Origin of the sequence: Pseudomonas jilinensis (assembly GCF_003586265.1) — a bacterium.
In the GTDB taxonomy this organism is placed as follows: domain Bacteria; phylum Pseudomonadota; class Gammaproteobacteria; order Pseudomonadales; family Pseudomonadaceae; genus Halopseudomonas; species Halopseudomonas phragmitis.
The window spans coordinates 149,612-164,719 of the sequence record NZ_QJSA01000003.1 but is presented as its reverse complement, the minus strand read 5'-3'; the positions used below and the strand labels follow the sequence as shown (position 1 = coordinate 164,719).

Sequence of the window (15,108 nt, the reverse complement as noted above, 5' to 3'; positions counted from 1 at the left end):
GCTGATACGCTTGAGGTCAGGGACTCATTCAGTGCCAGCCAGACTGGTTACAAGGAGTGCTTGACGATGGAACACACTGAGACCGGTCAGCAGCACTTTCGATCTGTCCGCAGAGCGTTGCTGGTATTGATTTTTTTCTGCGGTTTGTATTTCGGGCTGTCCAATACCGCGCATGGCGCACGCTTGCTGGGCGCACTGGAGCTGTTCTACGCTGGCTTCGCTTTGTTAATGCTCTGGATTGCTGAACGTACCCGTTACTTGAGGGCCTGGTTGCTGGCCTTCCTGATTCCTTTTTTCATGATCATGATCCTGGCCATGACGCTACCCAGCTCGTCGCGGACGATCTTTGCCTGGATTCAGGCTGTGCCGATCATTAGCTACATGTTGCTCGGGCTCAAGGCTGGTTTTTGGATGACGCTGGGTTTTGTGCCGCTGGGTGTGCTGGCGTTCAAGTACCGACTGCTGATGGAGGGCGAGCCGAGGGTGTTCATTGCACTGACCAATCTGGCCGTGAGCAGTCTGGCGATTGCAATACTGGCACATGTCTACGAACGCAGCCGAACCGAAAATGAAAAGCGCCTTTCAGAGCAGGCCAGGACGGATCCGCTGACCGGCTTGGCCAATCGGTTCAAATTGCGCGAGGTGTTCGAGCGTGAGACTGCCCATGCCATGCGCAACGGTAGCCCCTTGTCACTGATCATGCTGGATATCGACCACTTCAAGCGTATCAACGATACCTTTGGTCACGATATCGGTGATCAGGCCTTGTGCCATTTGGCGGGATTGCTGGCTGAACCCCGTCGCGAGGTCGATCTGCCTTGCCGACTTGGCGGTGAAGAGTTCGCCATTTTGCTGCCGGGGGCTAGTCTGGTAGCGGCGACTGAGCTGGCCGACAAGTTGCGCGAGCAATTGCAGGATCGGCCTCTGCCACTGGCTGACCAGGATCTGGGATTTAGTTTCAGTGCCGGGGTCGCGACTCTGGGGGATGACGGCGACGATCTGGATGCGCTGTTGCAAAGTGCCGATTGGCGGATGTACCAGGCCAAGCACCAAGGCCGCAATCAGGTGGTTGCCTCTGGCCGGCAGGCGCCGGAGATGGAGTCCATGGATGGCTGATACTGAATGTTCTGAATATAAAACATTGTGTAAATTTAATTGAATCCTTGGGGCCGGCTTCTACACTGGTGAGTAAGAATGTGTGGCGCTGTTGAGGAGTGAACATCATGCATGTTGGTGTGCCCAAGGAAATCAAGAACCATGAGTACCGGGTCGGCCTGACGCCCCAGGCAGTAATGGAGCTGGTACGCCATGGTCATCAGGTCAGTGTCGAGCGTGATGCCGGCCAGGCCATCGGTTTTGACAATGCGGCCTATCAGGCCGCGGGGGCGAAGCTGGTGAGTGCTGAACAGGTCTTTGCCGAAGCCGATCTGATCGTCAAGGTCAAGGAGCCTCAGGCCGAAGAGCGGGCCCGGTTGCGCCCTGGCCAGGTATTATTCACTTACCTGCATCTGGCGCCAGACCGGGCCCAGACCGAAGATCTGCTGGCCAGCGGGGCAACCTGCATCGCCTATGAAACCGTGACCGATGCTCAGGGGCGTCTGCCATTGCTGGCACCAATGTCTGAGGTAGCAGGGCGCATGGCGATTCAGGCCGGGGCCAGTTGCCTGGAAAAGGCCCGAGGTGGACGGGGCGTCTTACTGGGTGGAGTGCCCGGGGTGCCGCGTGGCAAGGTCGTAATTTTGGGCGGTGGTGTGGTGGGCGCCAATGCCCTGGCCATGGCGGTCGGTATTGGAGCCGATGTCAGCGTGCTGGACAAGAACCCCGATGTGCTGCGGCGGCTTGATGCTCAGTATGGCAACCGCATTACCACCTTGTATTCCACCGCATCAGTCGTTGAAGAACAGCTGTGCGGCGCTGACCTGGTGGTGGGGGCGGTGCTGATCCCGGGGGCAGCGGCGCCCAAGCTGATCAGTGCTGAACTGGTGCGGCGAATGCAGCCGGGTGCGGTGCTGGTGGATGTTGCCATTGACCAGGGTGGCTGCGCCGAAACTTCACGTCCGACCACGCATGCCGATCCGACTTATGTGGTTGATGAAGTGGTGCACTACTGTGTGGCCAATATGCCTGGGGCTGTGGCACGGACCTCGACCCAAGCACTCAACAATGCCACCTTGCCGTTTGTTCTCGCCTTGGCCAATAAGGGGGCCAGGCAGGCCCTTGGCGATGATCCGCACCTGCTCAACGGTCTCAATGTCTGCGCCGGGCAGCTGACCAACGCCAGCGTGGCTGAGGCGCTGGGGTTGCCGGTGCAAGCCCTTGAGCAGGCCCTGGCCGGGCTTTGATCTGCATCAGTATGGTGCGGTTGACCGTTGGCTAAACTGAGTCCGGTTAGCCGCATCATCAGGTTGGGAGTCATGCCATGTCCGATACCACCTTGAGCCGTTTGCAACGGCTGCACGATGACTATGCCGCGCGTAGCAGTGCGCTGCGCAGGGACTTGGCTGCGCGCTACTCCAGCGATACGGCCGAACAGGCTCAGGAGCGTGAGAATGACGAGGTCATGGAAGCCTTGCTGGCCGAGTCCAGTGAACTTCAGCGCCGAGTGGCGCTAGCGATCGAGCGCTATAAGCAGGGCGAATATGGTATCTGCCAGCGTTGCGGTGAAGCCATAGCTCCGGCCCGGTTGGAAGCCTTGCCTGCGGCCGAATACTGCATCGGCTGTGCCGATCTGGCCGAGCGTCAGTGACGCTCGGCACGTAATTGTTCAAGGCGCCGATCCTTGTCCTGCCATAGTTGGTTGACCCAGTCCTGGAACTGCTGGCGAAACTGCGGATCGTTTGCATAGTCGCCCTTGAACAGCTCTGTGGGTACATCCAGGCCGCGAATATCCACCACCACCCGTTCAACCCGGCCGCTAACCAAAGCCCAGAAGCCCGGCGGCTTGCCTTCGGGATAGAGGATGGTGACATCCAGCAGTGACTTCATCTGTTCGCCCAGTGCGGCCATGACGAAGGCAATTCCACCAGACTTGGGTTTGAGCAGGTGCTGGTAGGGCGATTGCTGGGCAGCATGTTTGGCTGGAGTAAAACGGGTCCCTTCCAAGTAGTTGACCACGGTCACCGGGATCGAATGAAACTTTTCGCAGGCGCGCTTGGTGATTTCCAGATCCTTGCCGGCATCTTCCGGGTGTTTGGCCAGATGCGCCTTGCTGTAACGCTTCATGAACGGGTAATCAAGCGCCCAGAAAGCCAGTCCCAGAAAGGGCACCCAGATCAGTTCTTTTTTGAGGAAGAACTTGAAGTACGGCGTCTTGCGATTGAAAGCTTGAACCAGAGCCGGGATGTCGACCCAGGACTGGTGGTTGCTGATCACCAGATAGGAGTGGTTGCTTTCCAGCGGCGTGTCACAGCGGATATCCCAGTGGGTTGGGGTCATGAGGGCAAAGATCTGTTTGTTGAGTTCGGCCCAGGTTTCGGCGATCCACATGATCCAGCGCGAGCAGAAGCGGCGGCTGGCAGGGTGAGGCACGAGAGCCTTGATGATTCCAAGTATCAGCATTGGGCCAATGCCGATCAGGGTATTGAGCAGGATCAGCAGGCAGGTGAGTACGCCGGTCAACCAATGGGGCATGTAAAACAGTTCCTTTCTTGCGGCCGAGCTTGCAAGCATAATGATTTTTCGCCTGGGTGACAGTTGAAATGCAAGTGCATTCACCCGAACAGGGGATTGCGGCAGGTGGCGGTCACTTCTAGCCTGACATGCCGCCAACAGGAGCTGTACATGTCTTCTCTTGAGCCGACACCTGGCCCCGTGCTCGAGCTTTCCAGGCCCGTCCTGAGGCGGCGGGGCGTTGTTTGGCGCTTTCTGCTGTCCGGGCTGAGTGCCGTACTGCTGTTTCTTCCCTGGTTGTATCCGCAACTGTTCTGGTTGGCCTGGCTGGGCTGGATCCCGCTGCTGTGGGCGCTGGACGACAGCCGACCGGGGCTGGCGCTGTTGCTGGGCTGGTTCGCTGGCACGCTGTATTTCGCCGGGACCTGCTACTGGATGATCGATTTCGCCATCAATCTCAAGGGCTTGAGCTGGTTGTCCAGCATGGGGCTGGCGATGTTGTTCTGGCTGTATTCCGGGCTGCTGCTGGGGTTGGCCGGCCTCTTGTATCGCTACCTGTCGCAGCAACTGCCAGCCTGGGATGTGTTGAGCTTTCCGTTGGCTTTCGTGAGCCTTACGGTACTTTACCCAGCCCTGTTCGAAACCAACTTCGCGGAAACCCAGACCGAGTTTTTGCTGGGCCTGCAAGGTGTTGCAGTGTTCGGGGCCAAGGGCATGGATCTGGCCATGCTGTTGTTTGCCGTGCTGGTTTATCGATTGTGGCGGCCGCTACCACAGTATGCCCGCCTGGCAACCCGGCTGCAGATCGGTGGCTGGAGTTTGCTGGCGGCCTGGATGCTGTACGGCGTACTGAGCCTCGACCTTTGGGATCAGCGGGTGGAAGGGTGGGAGACTCGGCGCATTGGCCTGGTGCAACCCAATGACCCGCCCAGCATCGAGATTCCACCGCCGGCACCAGGCTTTAGCCGCGAATTTCCTGAAGAAATGGCCGCCACGGCGCGCTTGCAGCAGGCTGGTGCCGAGTGGGTGGTGTGGCCGGAGGCGCGCTACAAGGGTTGGTTCGAACTGTACAGCGTCAGAGAGGCCTGGGCCCGGCAGTTGTCCGAGTGGCAGTTGCCGCTGATTTTTCATGATGTGGAACGGCGTTGGGTCAACAGTCGGCAGGTCAGTTTCAACAGCATGGTGCTGCTGGGGGCGGACGGTGAGCAGCAGGGCTTTTACCGCAAGATGCTGCGTATGCCCTTTGGCGAGTATCTGCCGGAGTTTTTTCAGTTGCCTGGCCTGCGCCATCTTTCCGAGTTTTTTCTGGGTGAGTTTCTGCGGCCGTTGCGAGCCGGGCAGAGTCACTCGGTGTTTGAGCTGGACGGCATGCGCATAGTGCCGAAGATTTGCTATGAGGCGGCCTTCCCGCGTTTTAATGCCCAGGCGGTGGGGGCCGATAGCGCCGGCAAACTACTGTTGTTCGTCTCACAGGACAACTGGTTTGGCGAAACTAATCAACCTTTCCAGCACCGCGCCATGTCGATTGTGCGGGCGGTGGAAAACCGTGTGCCTATGGTGCACCTGATCAATAACGGCCCTTCGGTCGCGGCATCGCCACAGGGGCGGGTAGTGGCCGGCACCGAAGCATTCACCCGGGCGGAGTTGTTGGTCGATCTGCCGTTTTCACCCGTCAGTGGTGGGAGCCTGTTCAGCCGTTATCCTTGGCTGACGGAGAGTTTTTTGCTGGCGGGGCTTGCCTTGTTGCTGCTGGCTGCCGGCCTACGCCGCTATCGTTACGGTCCGTGTGAGGCCTCTGCTTCCAACTGATGCAGAAACAACCGGGCGGTCGGCTGGCCAGCCTCGGCGGCCCGGCGAATCAGCGCCAGCCCGGTTTCCAGTCGCTCGTGGTCATAGTCACGCTTGCCCAGCTCCCACAAGGCATCTGGGTTGTTGCCTTCGGCGGCCCGTTCATACCAGTGTTGAGCCAAGCTCAGGTCTTCTTCGACACCCTGACCCAGGTCATAGGCTTTACCCACCTCATACTGAGCGATTGGGTCACCAGCTTCGGCAGCGCGCAGATACCACTGGAAGGCCAGAGCATGATCCATGGGCACGCCCTGGCCCAGCGCGTGCATGTTGGCGACATTGAGCATGCCCTGCCGGTTGCCGGCTTCGGCCAGCGCCAGGTAGCGGCTGTAGGCCAGTTCGTAGTCGCCCATTTTATAGACGGCGTAGGCTTCGAGCGCCTGAATCATTTCACGCCCAACCCGCGCCTGATCATCTTCGGCGATTACGGGTGACGGGCCCATAAGGGCACCGCAGAGAACCAGCAGTAAATACAGGCGACGCGACATAGTGGGCTCCCGCGAGCAAGGGCAGAGTGGAATCAGCCTAGCAGGGGCAGGCAGGTGGGTCGCTAGCACCAAGGTGGGGATCGTTCGGCACTTTGGTCCTGTCAGGTTGATAAAAACATCAACATTTTCTGACTCAGGGCGTAAAATCGACGCTTTGCCGAACGACCATACGGAAGAGCACCCATGGGCCGCGCCTATCAGAACCGCAAAGAATCCATGGCCAAAACGGCCGACATGAAAACCAAGCTTTACAGCAAATACGCTCGCGAGATCTATGTCAGCGCCAAGTCCGGCGGCATCGACCCGGCTGGCAACCTGACCCTGCGAGGCCTGATCGAGCGGGCCAAGAAGGATCAGGTGCCAGCGCATGTGATCGACAAGGCCATCGACAAGGCCAAGGGCGCCGGCGGCGAGGACTTCGCACTGGCTCGTTATGAAGGGTTTGGACCGGGCAACTGCATGGTCATCGTCGACTGCCTGACCGACAACCCCAACCGAACCATTGCCGATGTACGTCACTGCTTTACCAAGACCAAGTGCAAACTGGGTACTTCGGGCAGTGTCAGCCACATGTTCGATCATTGCGCGATTTTCGCCTTCAAGGCCGATGACGAAGAGGCGGTACTGGAAGCGCTGATGATGGCGGATGTCGATGTGACCGACATCGAGAATGAAGGCGGGCAGATTACCGTCTTTACTCCCAATACCGAGTACGCCAAGGCCAAGCAGGCATTGACCGAGGCCTTGGGCGATATCGATTTCATTGTTGATGAAATTCAGTTCCTGCCGCAGACCAGCACCAAAATTGAAGGTGATGATCTGGCAATGTTCGACAAGTTCCTCGATATGCTCAACGACCTGGACGACGTGCAGAACGTTTACCACAACGCTGAGTTTTGAGGTCGGTAGCGGCCGGCCCATGAGCCTTGGGTAAAAGGTTTCTCAGAGCCGGCCGCTCCGCTCCAACCGCCGCGCTACCCAGCGCCGATAGGCCCATGACAGCAGTGGCCGCAGTCCCGGCAGCGCGATCAGCCAGGCCAGTGGTCGCAGCGTGCGTACTCGTGACATCAGCACGATATAGGCATCCAGTTCCCGGTGTATGTGGCCACAGCCATCGCGCACATGCAGCTCCAACAAGGCCTGGCGTGGGTTGATGCCGAGGCTGCGCAACTCTTCATCCCGGCCAGTGATATCCAGCCAGAGCACGTCCTTGCCGGTTTTGCCGGCCAGCCATTCATAGCGTCGGCGGTCGCCCACGCAGCGCGGGCAGGCACCGTCGTAGAACACGGTCAAGGGGCCTGGGGTGGATAGCATGTGGTACCTCCCGACTCCGGCCATGTCTGAAGTATAGGCCGGGTCGGGAGGGAGTAGCTCAGTCGTGGTAGTCGCGGAAGTGCACCGACACCGAGCGCACCTGGCTGGAAGGCCAGTTAGGTACGTTGATCTGCTGTTGACTGCCGGTACCCCGGCGTGAGATCAACTCAATGGCGATTACATCATCCGGCTCGGCCGCCGCCGGCAGGAACAGGTCCAGACCAGACATGAACGGAATGGCGTGGAAGACCGGGTCGGCAAAGCCCAGGTTGCTTACGCCATCGCTGTTGCGGTCATGCAGGAAGATGTTACTCAGGCGCTGGAGCAGCGGTCCGGTCTGGGCAGTGATCACGTTGGTGCCATTGACTCGCAGCACATCGTTGCGCTCACCCTGATCCCCCCAGAGTTCCATGTCACGACTGATGCTCAGGTTGGTGTGGTTCGGGCTGCGGTGCAGCAGAGCGCCGACTCCGGTTCCTGGCGCTGAGGTGTTCAGCCGAATCTGGTGGTTATCCTGCAGGTAAGGCTCGCGGTAGAAGTAGTGGTCAGCATTGGCGACTCCGGGGCGACGCAGTACGAATTCATAGCTGCCACCCTTGTTGATCCGCATAGGGCCCCAGTGACCATCCTCGCTGATCGGCTGGCTGTGATCAGGCTGACTGCCCAGGGGGCGTCCGGTGGCGGGGTCGACCTCGCTGATTTCCAGCACGGTACCTACTGCTCCGACATTGGCCGGGAAGATGTTGGCCCGTCCGGAAATCCATACATGATCACCGTCAGCTTCGGGAATCCGTGTTGTCGCTGGGGCGTTGTCAGCATTGAAGAACCGATACATCCGGGCGAAGGAGTCGGCTGCTGTGGCCACCTCGATATGACCGACCGGGTCCTCCACACTGGGGTAGACGTTTTCGGCACCGACCACTTCACGATCGACATACTGTCCCCAGAGTACCAGGGTCGGAACACCTCCGGGCGGGCTGTCGCCTTCACGACCATCCAGGTTGACATAGCGGTGCACCTTGGCGGCGCGCTCCGGATCGCTGAGGTAGATACGGCTGACTTCGGTACCCATTGAATGGCCCATCAGGTTGACCTGATCGGCACCGGTGCTGAGCAGCAGGGCATCAATGGCGGCGTCGAGCTGAACCGTGGTCTGGACGAAGTCCGGCGGGCTGGTGTTGTACTCGTAGGTTGCCAGATAGCTGCGTGGATAGCCGTTGGCGATGAAGCGTTGTGCCTGTGATTCGAACTGCGAGGCAGAGCCAGCACCACCATGGACGAACAGGATCGGGCGTTTGTCCAGAGTCAGATCACCGTTCTGCACAGCCAGCGAGTCCTGGAGGTGTTGCCAGGCCTGATTTGCCGAGCGCAGTCCCCGGTTTTTACCTTGTGCGTTCTCGGCGAAAACGGCGGCATCGTTGAGTTGGGCCAGCAGCCCGTCGTTGGCGCTCATCAGCGTTTCGAAGGCGGCGGTGTCGGCGAAGTCCAGGTGAAAGCCGGGAGTGCTTTCTGCGTAAGCCTCGATGACCTCAATCAGTGCTGTACTGAGCTGGATACCGTTGCTGAGGTTGCCATCGGCATCCAGGCTCTGCAGGAATCGGGACAGGTTGAGTACCGCAGGATCAGAGCTGTCCGCAGCATCTTCGACCAGCTCCAGTGGTGTCAGAACCGCCTGACCCGGAGCGGTGCCCAGGTCGATTCCGCCAATGCTGAAACGAACGGTTTCCCCGCTCTGATAGCGGAAGTTGCCCTGCTCGTCGGTTGTTCCGTTCTGAGTAGCGGTTTCATAGCTCAGACCGGTTACCGGACTGTCGATGAATACGCCCTGATGGACGGTGGCGCTGCGGTTGCTGGAACCCGAGCTGGAAAGGCAGCCGCTACCGATGACGGCCGTCAGACCCAGCAGGGGGAAAGCCCAGTAACGTCGAATGACGGCGGGCTGGGGGAACGTTTTCATGCATGACCTCATTGTTTTTAGAGTTTGTGCTGATCGAACGGCCATGAGCCGCCTGAATCATATGGCATGAGTGTATTGCTGTGAGGCAATTTTTCTATATAGCCCAAATAGGTTATCCGCGGCGGGGTTTTCACGTCAATAAAAAACGAATGTTCATTCAATATTAAGGCGGGCTATTCTGCGCTGGTGGCAGTAACTGGTTGGCGGGACAACTGCCAGACGCTTGATGGGGAGCGGCAGGCGCCATAGATGAACGGCGGACGCTGGGTGGGTAGGCTATAGATCAGGTCGGTGAACCACAGGCAATGGTTTGCACTGCTGTCGGGCTGGTGGTAGCGAGCTGGCGCGCTGAAGAACTGCCGAACATCCTGCAGCATCTCGCTGTGCCAGAGCTGAAGGGCAGTTTCGCCATCCCCTTGCGGGCTGTCAAAGCGCGGGTGGAATTGCCAGATCAGGGCAGAGTGAGGCTGGTAGGCCTGGGCTGTGGAGCGCAGCCAGGGGTGGGGCCAGTAGTCGGCCAGGCGCGACCTGCTGTCACCGAGTCTGAGATGCGCCTGCCAGTGGCCGTGTGTACCGCTGACCAGCAGTTTCCAGTTGCGTGGCGAGAATGGCTGAGGCCAGACGCTGACTTGAGCGGCCTCTGCCTGCTGCTGAGCGAATGCCTGGGCCAGCTCCAGCGCCTGCTGCTTGTACTGTATGCTCCAGATAAGCCACAGCACCAACGGGGCGGCGCCCAGCCAGCCGGCATGTGGCCAGCGCCAGCACAGTAGCAGTGCGGTCAGGGCCAGGGCGGAAAACCAGGGATCGATAACAAAGATCCAGGCCAGCGAGGTGCGCCAATCGCTCAATGGCCAGAAGAGTTGCAGATCCCAGGCGGTGATCAGGTCGGCAGCGATATGCAGCCCCAGTCCCAGAGCGCAACCCAGATACAGCAGCCATCCGTTCTGCTTGCGGCCTCCCAACAGATACAGTGTCACGCTGAGCAGCAAGGCCCAGAGCGGCAGCATGAGTAGCGAGTGGGTAAAGCTGCGGTGCCAGTAGGCGTGAAACTGTAGCGGATCAAGCAAAAACCATAAGTAATCGATGTCTGGGAAAAAACCACCCAGGGCGCCTGCGGCCAGGCTCCAGCGTCGTGGCAGGCGCTGTGCGATGAGCGTGCGTGCGCCCAGTGCTCCGATCACCGCATGGGTCAGGGTATCCACTACAGCCAGAGCCCAAAGCCGCTCCCGGCGAGCAGTTTGCGATGCAGAAAATCGCGGGTGTCCTGCTGATCGCAGGAGTCGTCGCGTAGCCAGTGAATGAAAGTAGCAATGAACAGCGTACTCAAGGCAATTTCCTGGCCAATGCGGTGGGCATGACTGGCCTCCAGCGCCGCCGCTTCACGGAACCATTGCACAGTCCGGCTGATTCTCAGCACGCCCGCTGCCTGCAAATGAATGTGCCCGGGCTCCAGCTTGTACAGCAGCATCTGACCAGTCAGTTCCCGGTAGCCTGCCATCGCATCCAGCCAACAGAGTATTACCTGCTCGATCCGCTCCATGGCCGGCAGTGCCGCCCATTCCGGGTTGGGCACCTTGGCCAGCAGCGTCTGGTCGGCACGGTCGAACCAGGCTTCGACCAGATCGTCCTTTTGCGGGAAGTGCTGATAGATCTCGGCCAGGGGAATGGCCAGAGCCTGGGCGATGTCGTTGAGCGTCAGCTTTTCCCAGCCGCACTGGTTGGCCTGCGTCAGCGCCTGGTCGAGAATCTGCTGCTTGGAAACCATGGCGAGCACCTCGGGACGGTCTATCCCAACAGTATAGGCGGCTGGTCGTGGGCCGCTGATGAGGAAGGCGCCGGGGTGCATGTCGTAGGGTGTCGGGCCATAATGGCCGCCGAGCTTTTGGGGAGTTGTCAGTATGTTTGAGATTCAGCGGTTAGATCCGGAAAACTACCGTCAGCAGACGCGGCGCAGCAGCCTGATTCTGATTGTGATATTCGCCACGCTGGCGATGCTGCTGGCCAGCCTGTCGGTTCAGTTGTTCGGCGAGCCGGGTGGTAACAATTTTCGCTGGAACCTGGCCGGCATCCTGGCCGGGCTGGCACTGACGGTCATACTGGTGCGTGGCTACCTATGCCGGCAACCCTGGATGGCGGCCGCTGTATATGGCTGGCGCCTCAAGCGCAACCTGATGCGTATTACCAACGCTATGCATCTGCTCAAGGCTGGGGTGGAACGGGACAATCCGCAGGCTATGAAGCTGTTGCGTTTCTACCATCTGGGGTTGGAGGAGATGCACCGCCTGGAAGGTAATACTGAAGGTCTGAGCCAGATGGTGCGGGAAATGGATCAGCACCGGGAACGGATGGAAACGCAGGGGCTGGAGGTTGATTTGTGTCGGCTGGACGAGGCTTGGTTGGATGCGGTGAAAAACGATGTCAGGGAATGACAGGATGCTCCCGTTCGGGCGCTATCAGCACAATGGCGCGACGCTCGCCTAGGTTGACCGGCGGCTCGAAGACTTCGGCGTAGTGCTCGCGGGCCAGGCGTCGGATGAGTCCGCTCCGGGCAGCTTCGTTCAAGGCTTTAAGTAGTAGTTGGTGCAGCTCAGGCTCTGCTGGCGAGACGTAGAGAATATGATCCTGTTCATACACCAGGACCAGATGCTGTTCAACGGCCAGGTCCGGGTGGCTTGGCCATTCGGCGGCGATTTCGTAGGCGGCACGGGGAAGATAGTCGATGCCCCGCGCCTGCGAAGCCACCATGCGGTACAGGCGGCGCCAGTCGCCGTCCAAGGGCTGCACGGCCAGGCCGTTGGCTTCCCAGATCAGACGATCAGCCCAGGCTTGGCCCATCCCGGCTACCTTGTTCAGCCGAACGAAGTCTTCCAGGCTGTGAACGTTATCGTAAGTAGCCTGGGTGCCCTGCGGGATAAACAGGATGCGCTGATTGACCAGGTTGTCGGTCATGCCTATGGCGATGGGCAGCAAGCGCCGATCACGTTCTTCAGTACGACCCAGAATGGCGGCGCTCAAGGTGCCGTTTTCCAGCATGTACTCCAGGCGGGTCATCGGCAGATTGCCGGCTGCTCTGTGGATGTCAGTAACAACCCCTTGGGCCCGCAGTGCGTGGGAAAGTATGGCCGCGGTGTAGCCGAACGACTCTGGTGTGCCGGCCAGGCGCAGGGTGAGAGACTGCTCGTGGTCTGAAAAAACCGGTCCGGAGAAACTCAGGAGCGCCGTCAGGCAGCAGAAGTACAGCCACCGGTATAGCGGTGATGCATGACAACTGGTCATGGTGTTAACCAGTTTTGATGCTGGGTTGCTGTTCGGGTGGGCTGAACATTTCCCAGCGATACAAGCATTCGACGGCGGTCTGAATGTTCGTCATTGCGTCCTTTCGATCCCTGAACTTTGGTTTGCGAGCAAGAGTATCAGTTATGTCGGTGGTTGGGGATGGACCACCCACTCAGGCTCCTCGAACTCGCCAATCAGGCGAATTTCACAGAACCTGGCCGCTTCACGAATGATCGCTGCGACCTGAGGATTGTGCTGCGACTCCATGGCATCGCGGCTGGCTTTGCTGTCCCAGTGGGCGATGGCGATCAGTGTGCCGGGGTCGCCTAGCTTGCGGTGCAATTCTGTCCCCAGGGCGCCGGGTGCCTGCTGAATCAATTCGCTGGCGCGCACCCAGGCCTGGGCGTAGTCCTCGGCGCGACAGCCTGGTTTGATGTGTACTTCGAAGATGTATTTCATCGCAGGCTCCTGACACGGCTTTTGGCGTTAGCCTAGACCAAAGGCCGCAGGTTCGACTGATCCGGATTCCAAGCTGCAGGTCCGAAAACCGCTAGCAGGGGGCGTTGGGCTGGCTAGAATGAGGGCATGAAACTCTCTCCAGCAACCTGTTATCAGGCGGTCCAGGCCCGGGATGTCCGTTATGACGGACGCTTCTTCACCTGTGTGAAAAGTACCGGGGTGTACTGCCGACCGATTTGCCCGGCCCGCACGCCGCGGCTGGAAAATTGCCTGTTCGTCACCAGTGCGGCGGCGGCGCAGGAGGCGGGGTTTCGCCCCTGTCTGCGTTGCCGCCCGGAAAGCTCGCCGTCATCGGCGGCCTGGGCCGGTACCTCGGCGGTAGTATCCCGAGCGCTTGCCCTGATCGAAGCAGGAGCCTTGGATGAAGCCAGCGTTGAGGCATTGGCTGAGCGGCTGGGGTTGGGCAGTCGACATCTGCGCCGGCTGTTCATGCGTCATCTGGGCGCATCTCCGGTCGCCGTGGCACAGACCCGGCGGGTGTTGCTGGCCAAGCAACTGATCCACCAAACCCGTCTGCCGATGACATCGGTGGCCATGGCCAGTGGTTTTGGCAGCGTGCGGCGTTTCAATGAGACCTTCCAGCGCTTGTATATGCGCCCACCCGGGAGCTTGCGGCAACAGGTCGAGGAGTTCGGGCAGTGGTCCGAGTTGTCGCTGTTGCTGGCTTACCGTCCCCCCTATGATTGGGAGGCCATGCTGGCTTTTTTGCGTCAGCGGGCGTTGCTAGGGGTTGAGCTGGTGGATGCGGACAGCTATCAGCGCAGCATCAGGGTTGGCCGCGAATATGGCTGGGTCCGGGTCAGGCAGGAGCCTGGGGCTCACGCCTTGCGGGCACATATCTGTGTGTCTGGGCTGCAGGTGCTGCCGCAGGTGATTGACCGTCTGCGCTGTTTGTTTGACCTCAAGGCCGATCCGCAGGTGATTCGTCAGACCCTGGCGGCTGATCCGGGCTTGGCAGGGCTGCTCGACAAGCGTCCGGGATTGCGTTTGCCTGGCGGTTGGGAGCCTTTCGAGGTCGCGGTGCGTGCAGTGCTGGGCCAACAGGTTACGGTTGGGGCTGGCGTCAGGCTCGCCCAGAATCTGGTCGAAAGGTTGGCCGAGCCGGTGCCGGAGGCTTTGCGTCGGCCCGGGATAACGCGGTTTTTTCCTGAGCCGGCGGCTTTCGTAGCGCCGGCACTGAACGGCTTGGGCATGCCCGGCGCACGACTGGCGACATTGCTGCATTTGGCTGAGGCTTTTGTCCGCGAGCCCGAATGGTTTGCCCGTCAGGCGGATTTGGAGAGCACCCTTGAGCGCTGGAGGGCGATACCGGGAATTGGCGACTGGACTGCCCAGTATATTGCTATACGGGCCCTGCAGGAGACCGATGCCATTCCGGCCTCTGATGTCGCTTTGCAGCGGGCGCTTGGTCAGTCCGGGAAACGTCCCGGGGTGCGTCAGGTGTTGGCCCGGGCTGAGGCCTGGCGCCCGTGGCGGGCCTACGCATTGATGCATTTGTGGCAGGCTGACGCCGAAGGCAACGCACTGCCCCTAACCGAGGATGATCGACATGCAACTGTGGCTTGAGCGTTTTGACTCCGCGCTGGGTGAGCTGCAACTGGTCTGCGATGACCAGGGACAACTGCGGGCGCTGGATTTTGAAGACTACCGTGAGCGGATGGAGCGTCTGTTGCGTCTGCACTACCGGGTTTACCGGCTTGACCCGGGACCTGCGCCAGACCACGTGAAGCAGGCCTTGCGCGCCTATTTTGCCGGCGAGTTGGAGGCGCTCGATGACATTGTGGTGGCCACCGGCGGCACGCCTTTTCAGCAACGGGTGTGGCAGGCGCTGCGTACCATTGCGCCTGGGCGTACGTGTAGCTACGCCGATTTGGCGCGGCTGATTGGCCAGCCTGGCGCCAGCCGGGCGGTCGGCATGGCCAATGGCGCCAATCCGGTTGCACTGGTTGTGCCCTGTCATCGTGTCATCGGGGCCAACGGGGCGTTGACCGGATACGGTGGTGGGTTGTGGCGCAAGCACTGGCTGCTTGAGCATGAGAGTGAGCAGCAGCGGCTGATGGGAAGTTAGCGGGCAAAAAGAACCCCCGCCAGGGCGGG

Annotated in this window: 16 protein-coding genes; 8 read left to right on the top strand and 8 right to left on the bottom strand. The window is 60.0% G+C overall.

Annotated elements, in window-relative coordinates:
* Positions 1-66: 66 nt before the first annotated feature.
* From C2846_RS04285 to C2846_RS04275, 3 genes are all read left to right on the top strand, one after another.
* Positions 67-1,116 (top strand): GGDEF domain-containing protein, encoded by a 1,050-nt coding sequence (locus tag C2846_RS04285; protein WP_119700766.1) that lies wholly within the window; start codon positions 67-69, stop codon positions 1,114-1,116.
* Positions 1,117-1,223: 107 nt separating this feature from the next.
* Entirely contained in the window at positions 1,224-2,342 is a 1,119-nt protein-coding gene (gene ald / locus C2846_RS04280) for an alanine dehydrogenase (RefSeq protein ID WP_080049401.1), read from the top strand.
* 77 nt (positions 2,343-2,419) lie between these two features.
* Complete coding sequence (locus tag C2846_RS04275) at positions 2,420-2,746, top strand: TraR/DksA family transcriptional regulator (protein WP_080049402.1); 327 nt, start codon at positions 2,420-2,422, stop codon at positions 2,744-2,746.
* On the opposite strand, the gene C2846_RS04270 is transcribed toward C2846_RS04275, so the two are convergent.
* Complete coding sequence (locus C2846_RS04270; RefSeq protein WP_119700765.1) at positions 2,740-3,630, bottom strand: acyltransferase; 891 nt, start codon at positions 3,628-3,630, stop codon at positions 2,740-2,742. The two genes, C2846_RS04275 and C2846_RS04270, sit on opposite strands and share 7 nt — an antisense overlap.
* Positions 3,631-3,780: 150 nt before the next feature.
* Between C2846_RS04270 and lnt the strand changes: the two genes are divergently transcribed.
* The gene (lnt, locus tag C2846_RS04265) at positions 3,781-5,418 is read left to right on the top strand and encodes an apolipoprotein N-acyltransferase (RefSeq protein ID WP_119700764.1); all 1,638 of its coding nucleotides are present in this window, start codon (positions 3,781-3,783) and stop codon (positions 5,416-5,418) included.
* On the opposite strand, the gene C2846_RS04260 is transcribed toward lnt, so the two are convergent.
* Positions 5,385-5,945 carry a tetratricopeptide repeat protein gene (locus C2846_RS04260; protein WP_080049405.1) on the bottom strand — a complete coding sequence of 187 codons (561 nt, stop codon included), beginning with the start codon at positions 5,943-5,945 and terminating at the stop codon, positions 5,385-5,387. The genes lnt and C2846_RS04260 overlap by 34 nt on opposite strands.
* A gap of 183 nt (positions 5,946-6,128) precedes the next feature.
* On the opposite strand from C2846_RS04260, the gene C2846_RS04255 reads away from it, so the two are divergent.
* Positions 6,129-6,845 (top strand): YebC/PmpR family DNA-binding transcriptional regulator, encoded by a 717-nt coding sequence (locus C2846_RS04255; RefSeq protein ID WP_119700763.1) that lies wholly within the window; start codon positions 6,129-6,131, stop codon positions 6,843-6,845.
* Positions 6,846-6,887: 42 nt separating this feature from the next.
* Here C2846_RS04255 and C2846_RS04250 read toward each other — a convergent pair whose 3' ends face one another.
* The 4 genes from C2846_RS04250 to C2846_RS04235 form a co-directional block, all read right to left on the bottom strand.
* Positions 6,888-7,259, bottom strand: coding sequence for a thiol-disulfide oxidoreductase DCC family protein (locus tag C2846_RS04250; RefSeq protein ID WP_119700762.1), 372 nt, complete (start codon positions 7,257-7,259; stop codon positions 6,888-6,890).
* Positions 7,260-7,317: 58 nt separating this feature from the next.
* Positions 7,318-9,216 (bottom strand): alpha/beta fold hydrolase, encoded by a 1,899-nt coding sequence (locus C2846_RS04245; protein WP_165443757.1) that lies wholly within the window; start codon positions 9,214-9,216, stop codon positions 7,318-7,320.
* Between the two features lie 173 nt (positions 9,217-9,389).
* A complete protein-coding gene (locus C2846_RS04240; protein ID WP_165443756.1) occupies positions 9,390-10,418 on the bottom strand; it encodes a metal-dependent hydrolase in 1,029 nt (342 codons plus the stop codon).
* Positions 10,418-10,981 (bottom strand): TetR/AcrR family transcriptional regulator, encoded by a 564-nt coding sequence (locus tag C2846_RS04235; protein ID WP_205890094.1) that lies wholly within the window; start codon positions 10,979-10,981, stop codon positions 10,418-10,420. Before C2846_RS04235 ends, C2846_RS04240 begins: the two co-directional genes overlap by 1 nt.
* A 133-nt stretch (positions 10,982-11,114) precedes the next feature.
* Between C2846_RS04235 and C2846_RS04230 the strand changes: the two genes are divergently transcribed.
* Positions 11,115-11,645, top strand: coding sequence for a DUF3087 domain-containing protein (locus C2846_RS04230; protein WP_119700759.1), 531 nt, complete (start codon positions 11,115-11,117; stop codon positions 11,643-11,645).
* On the opposite strand, the gene C2846_RS04225 is transcribed toward C2846_RS04230, so the two are convergent.
* Together C2846_RS04225 and C2846_RS04220 are read right to left on the bottom strand one after the other, a co-directional pair.
* Positions 11,635-12,492, bottom strand: a complete 858-nt coding sequence (locus tag C2846_RS04225; RefSeq protein ID WP_119700758.1) for a hypothetical protein — start codon at positions 12,490-12,492, stop codon at positions 11,635-11,637. The genes C2846_RS04230 and C2846_RS04225 overlap by 11 nt on opposite strands.
* Before the next feature lie 141 nt (positions 12,493-12,633).
* Complete coding sequence (locus C2846_RS04220; protein ID WP_119700757.1) at positions 12,634-12,951, bottom strand: antibiotic biosynthesis monooxygenase family protein; 318 nt, start codon at positions 12,949-12,951, stop codon at positions 12,634-12,636.
* Positions 12,952-13,077: 126 nt separating this feature from the next.
* Here C2846_RS04220 and C2846_RS04215 point away from each other — a divergent pair, with 126 nt between their 5' ends.
* Together C2846_RS04215 and ogt are read left to right on the top strand one after the other, a co-directional pair.
* Complete coding sequence (locus C2846_RS04215; RefSeq protein WP_080049414.1) at positions 13,078-14,577, top strand: AlkA N-terminal domain-containing protein; 1,500 nt, start codon at positions 13,078-13,080, stop codon at positions 14,575-14,577.
* On the top strand, positions 14,561-15,079 hold the full coding sequence (gene ogt / locus C2846_RS04210; protein ID WP_080049415.1) for a methylated-DNA--[protein]-cysteine S-methyltransferase: 519 nt from the start codon (positions 14,561-14,563) through the stop codon (positions 15,077-15,079). Before C2846_RS04215 ends, ogt begins: the two co-directional genes overlap by 17 nt.
* Positions 15,080-15,108: the final 29 nt, after the last annotated feature.

What these genes read in the sequence shown, in the direction of transcription:
- C2846_RS04285 (WP_119700766.1), top strand. Translation starts at nt 67, where the DNA reads ATGGAACACACTGAGACCGGTCAGCAGCACTTTCGATCTGTCCGCAGA.
- ald (WP_080049401.1), top strand. Translation starts at nt 1,224, where the DNA reads ATGCATGTTGGTGTGCCCAAGGAAATCAAGAACCATGAGTACCGGGTC.
- C2846_RS04275 (WP_080049402.1), top strand. Translation starts at nt 2,420, where the DNA reads ATGTCCGATACCACCTTGAGCCGTTTGCAACGGCTGCACGATGACTAT.
- C2846_RS04270 (WP_119700765.1), bottom strand. Translation starts at nt 3,630, where the DNA reads ATGCCCCATTGGTTGACCGGCGTACTCACCTGCCTGCTGATCCTGCTC.
- lnt (WP_119700764.1), top strand. Translation starts at nt 3,781, where the DNA reads ATGTCTTCTCTTGAGCCGACACCTGGCCCCGTGCTCGAGCTTTCCAGG.
- C2846_RS04260 (WP_080049405.1), bottom strand. Translation starts at nt 5,945, where the DNA reads ATGTCGCGTCGCCTGTATTTACTGCTGGTTCTCTGCGGTGCCCTTATG.
- C2846_RS04255 (WP_119700763.1), top strand. Translation starts at nt 6,129, where the DNA reads ATGGGCCGCGCCTATCAGAACCGCAAAGAATCCATGGCCAAAACGGCC.
- C2846_RS04250 (WP_119700762.1), bottom strand. Translation starts at nt 7,259, where the DNA reads ATGCTATCCACCCCAGGCCCCTTGACCGTGTTCTACGACGGTGCCTGC.
- C2846_RS04245 (WP_165443757.1), bottom strand. Translation starts at nt 9,216, where the DNA reads ATGAAAACGTTCCCCCAGCCCGCCGTCATTCGACGTTACTGGGCTTTC.
- C2846_RS04235 (WP_205890094.1), bottom strand. Translation starts at nt 10,981, where the DNA reads ATGGTTTCCAAGCAGCAGATTCTCGACCAGGCGCTGACGCAGGCCAAC.
- C2846_RS04230 (WP_119700759.1), top strand. Translation starts at nt 11,115, where the DNA reads ATGTTTGAGATTCAGCGGTTAGATCCGGAAAACTACCGTCAGCAGACG.
- C2846_RS04225 (WP_119700758.1), bottom strand. Translation starts at nt 12,492, where the DNA reads ATGACCAGTTGTCATGCATCACCGCTATACCGGTGGCTGTACTTCTGC.
- C2846_RS04220 (WP_119700757.1), bottom strand. Translation starts at nt 12,951, where the DNA reads ATGAAATACATCTTCGAAGTACACATCAAACCAGGCTGTCGCGCCGAG.
- C2846_RS04215 (WP_080049414.1), top strand. Translation starts at nt 13,078, where the DNA reads ATGAAACTCTCTCCAGCAACCTGTTATCAGGCGGTCCAGGCCCGGGAT.
- ogt (WP_080049415.1), top strand. Translation starts at nt 14,561, where the DNA reads ATGCAACTGTGGCTTGAGCGTTTTGACTCCGCGCTGGGTGAGCTGCAA.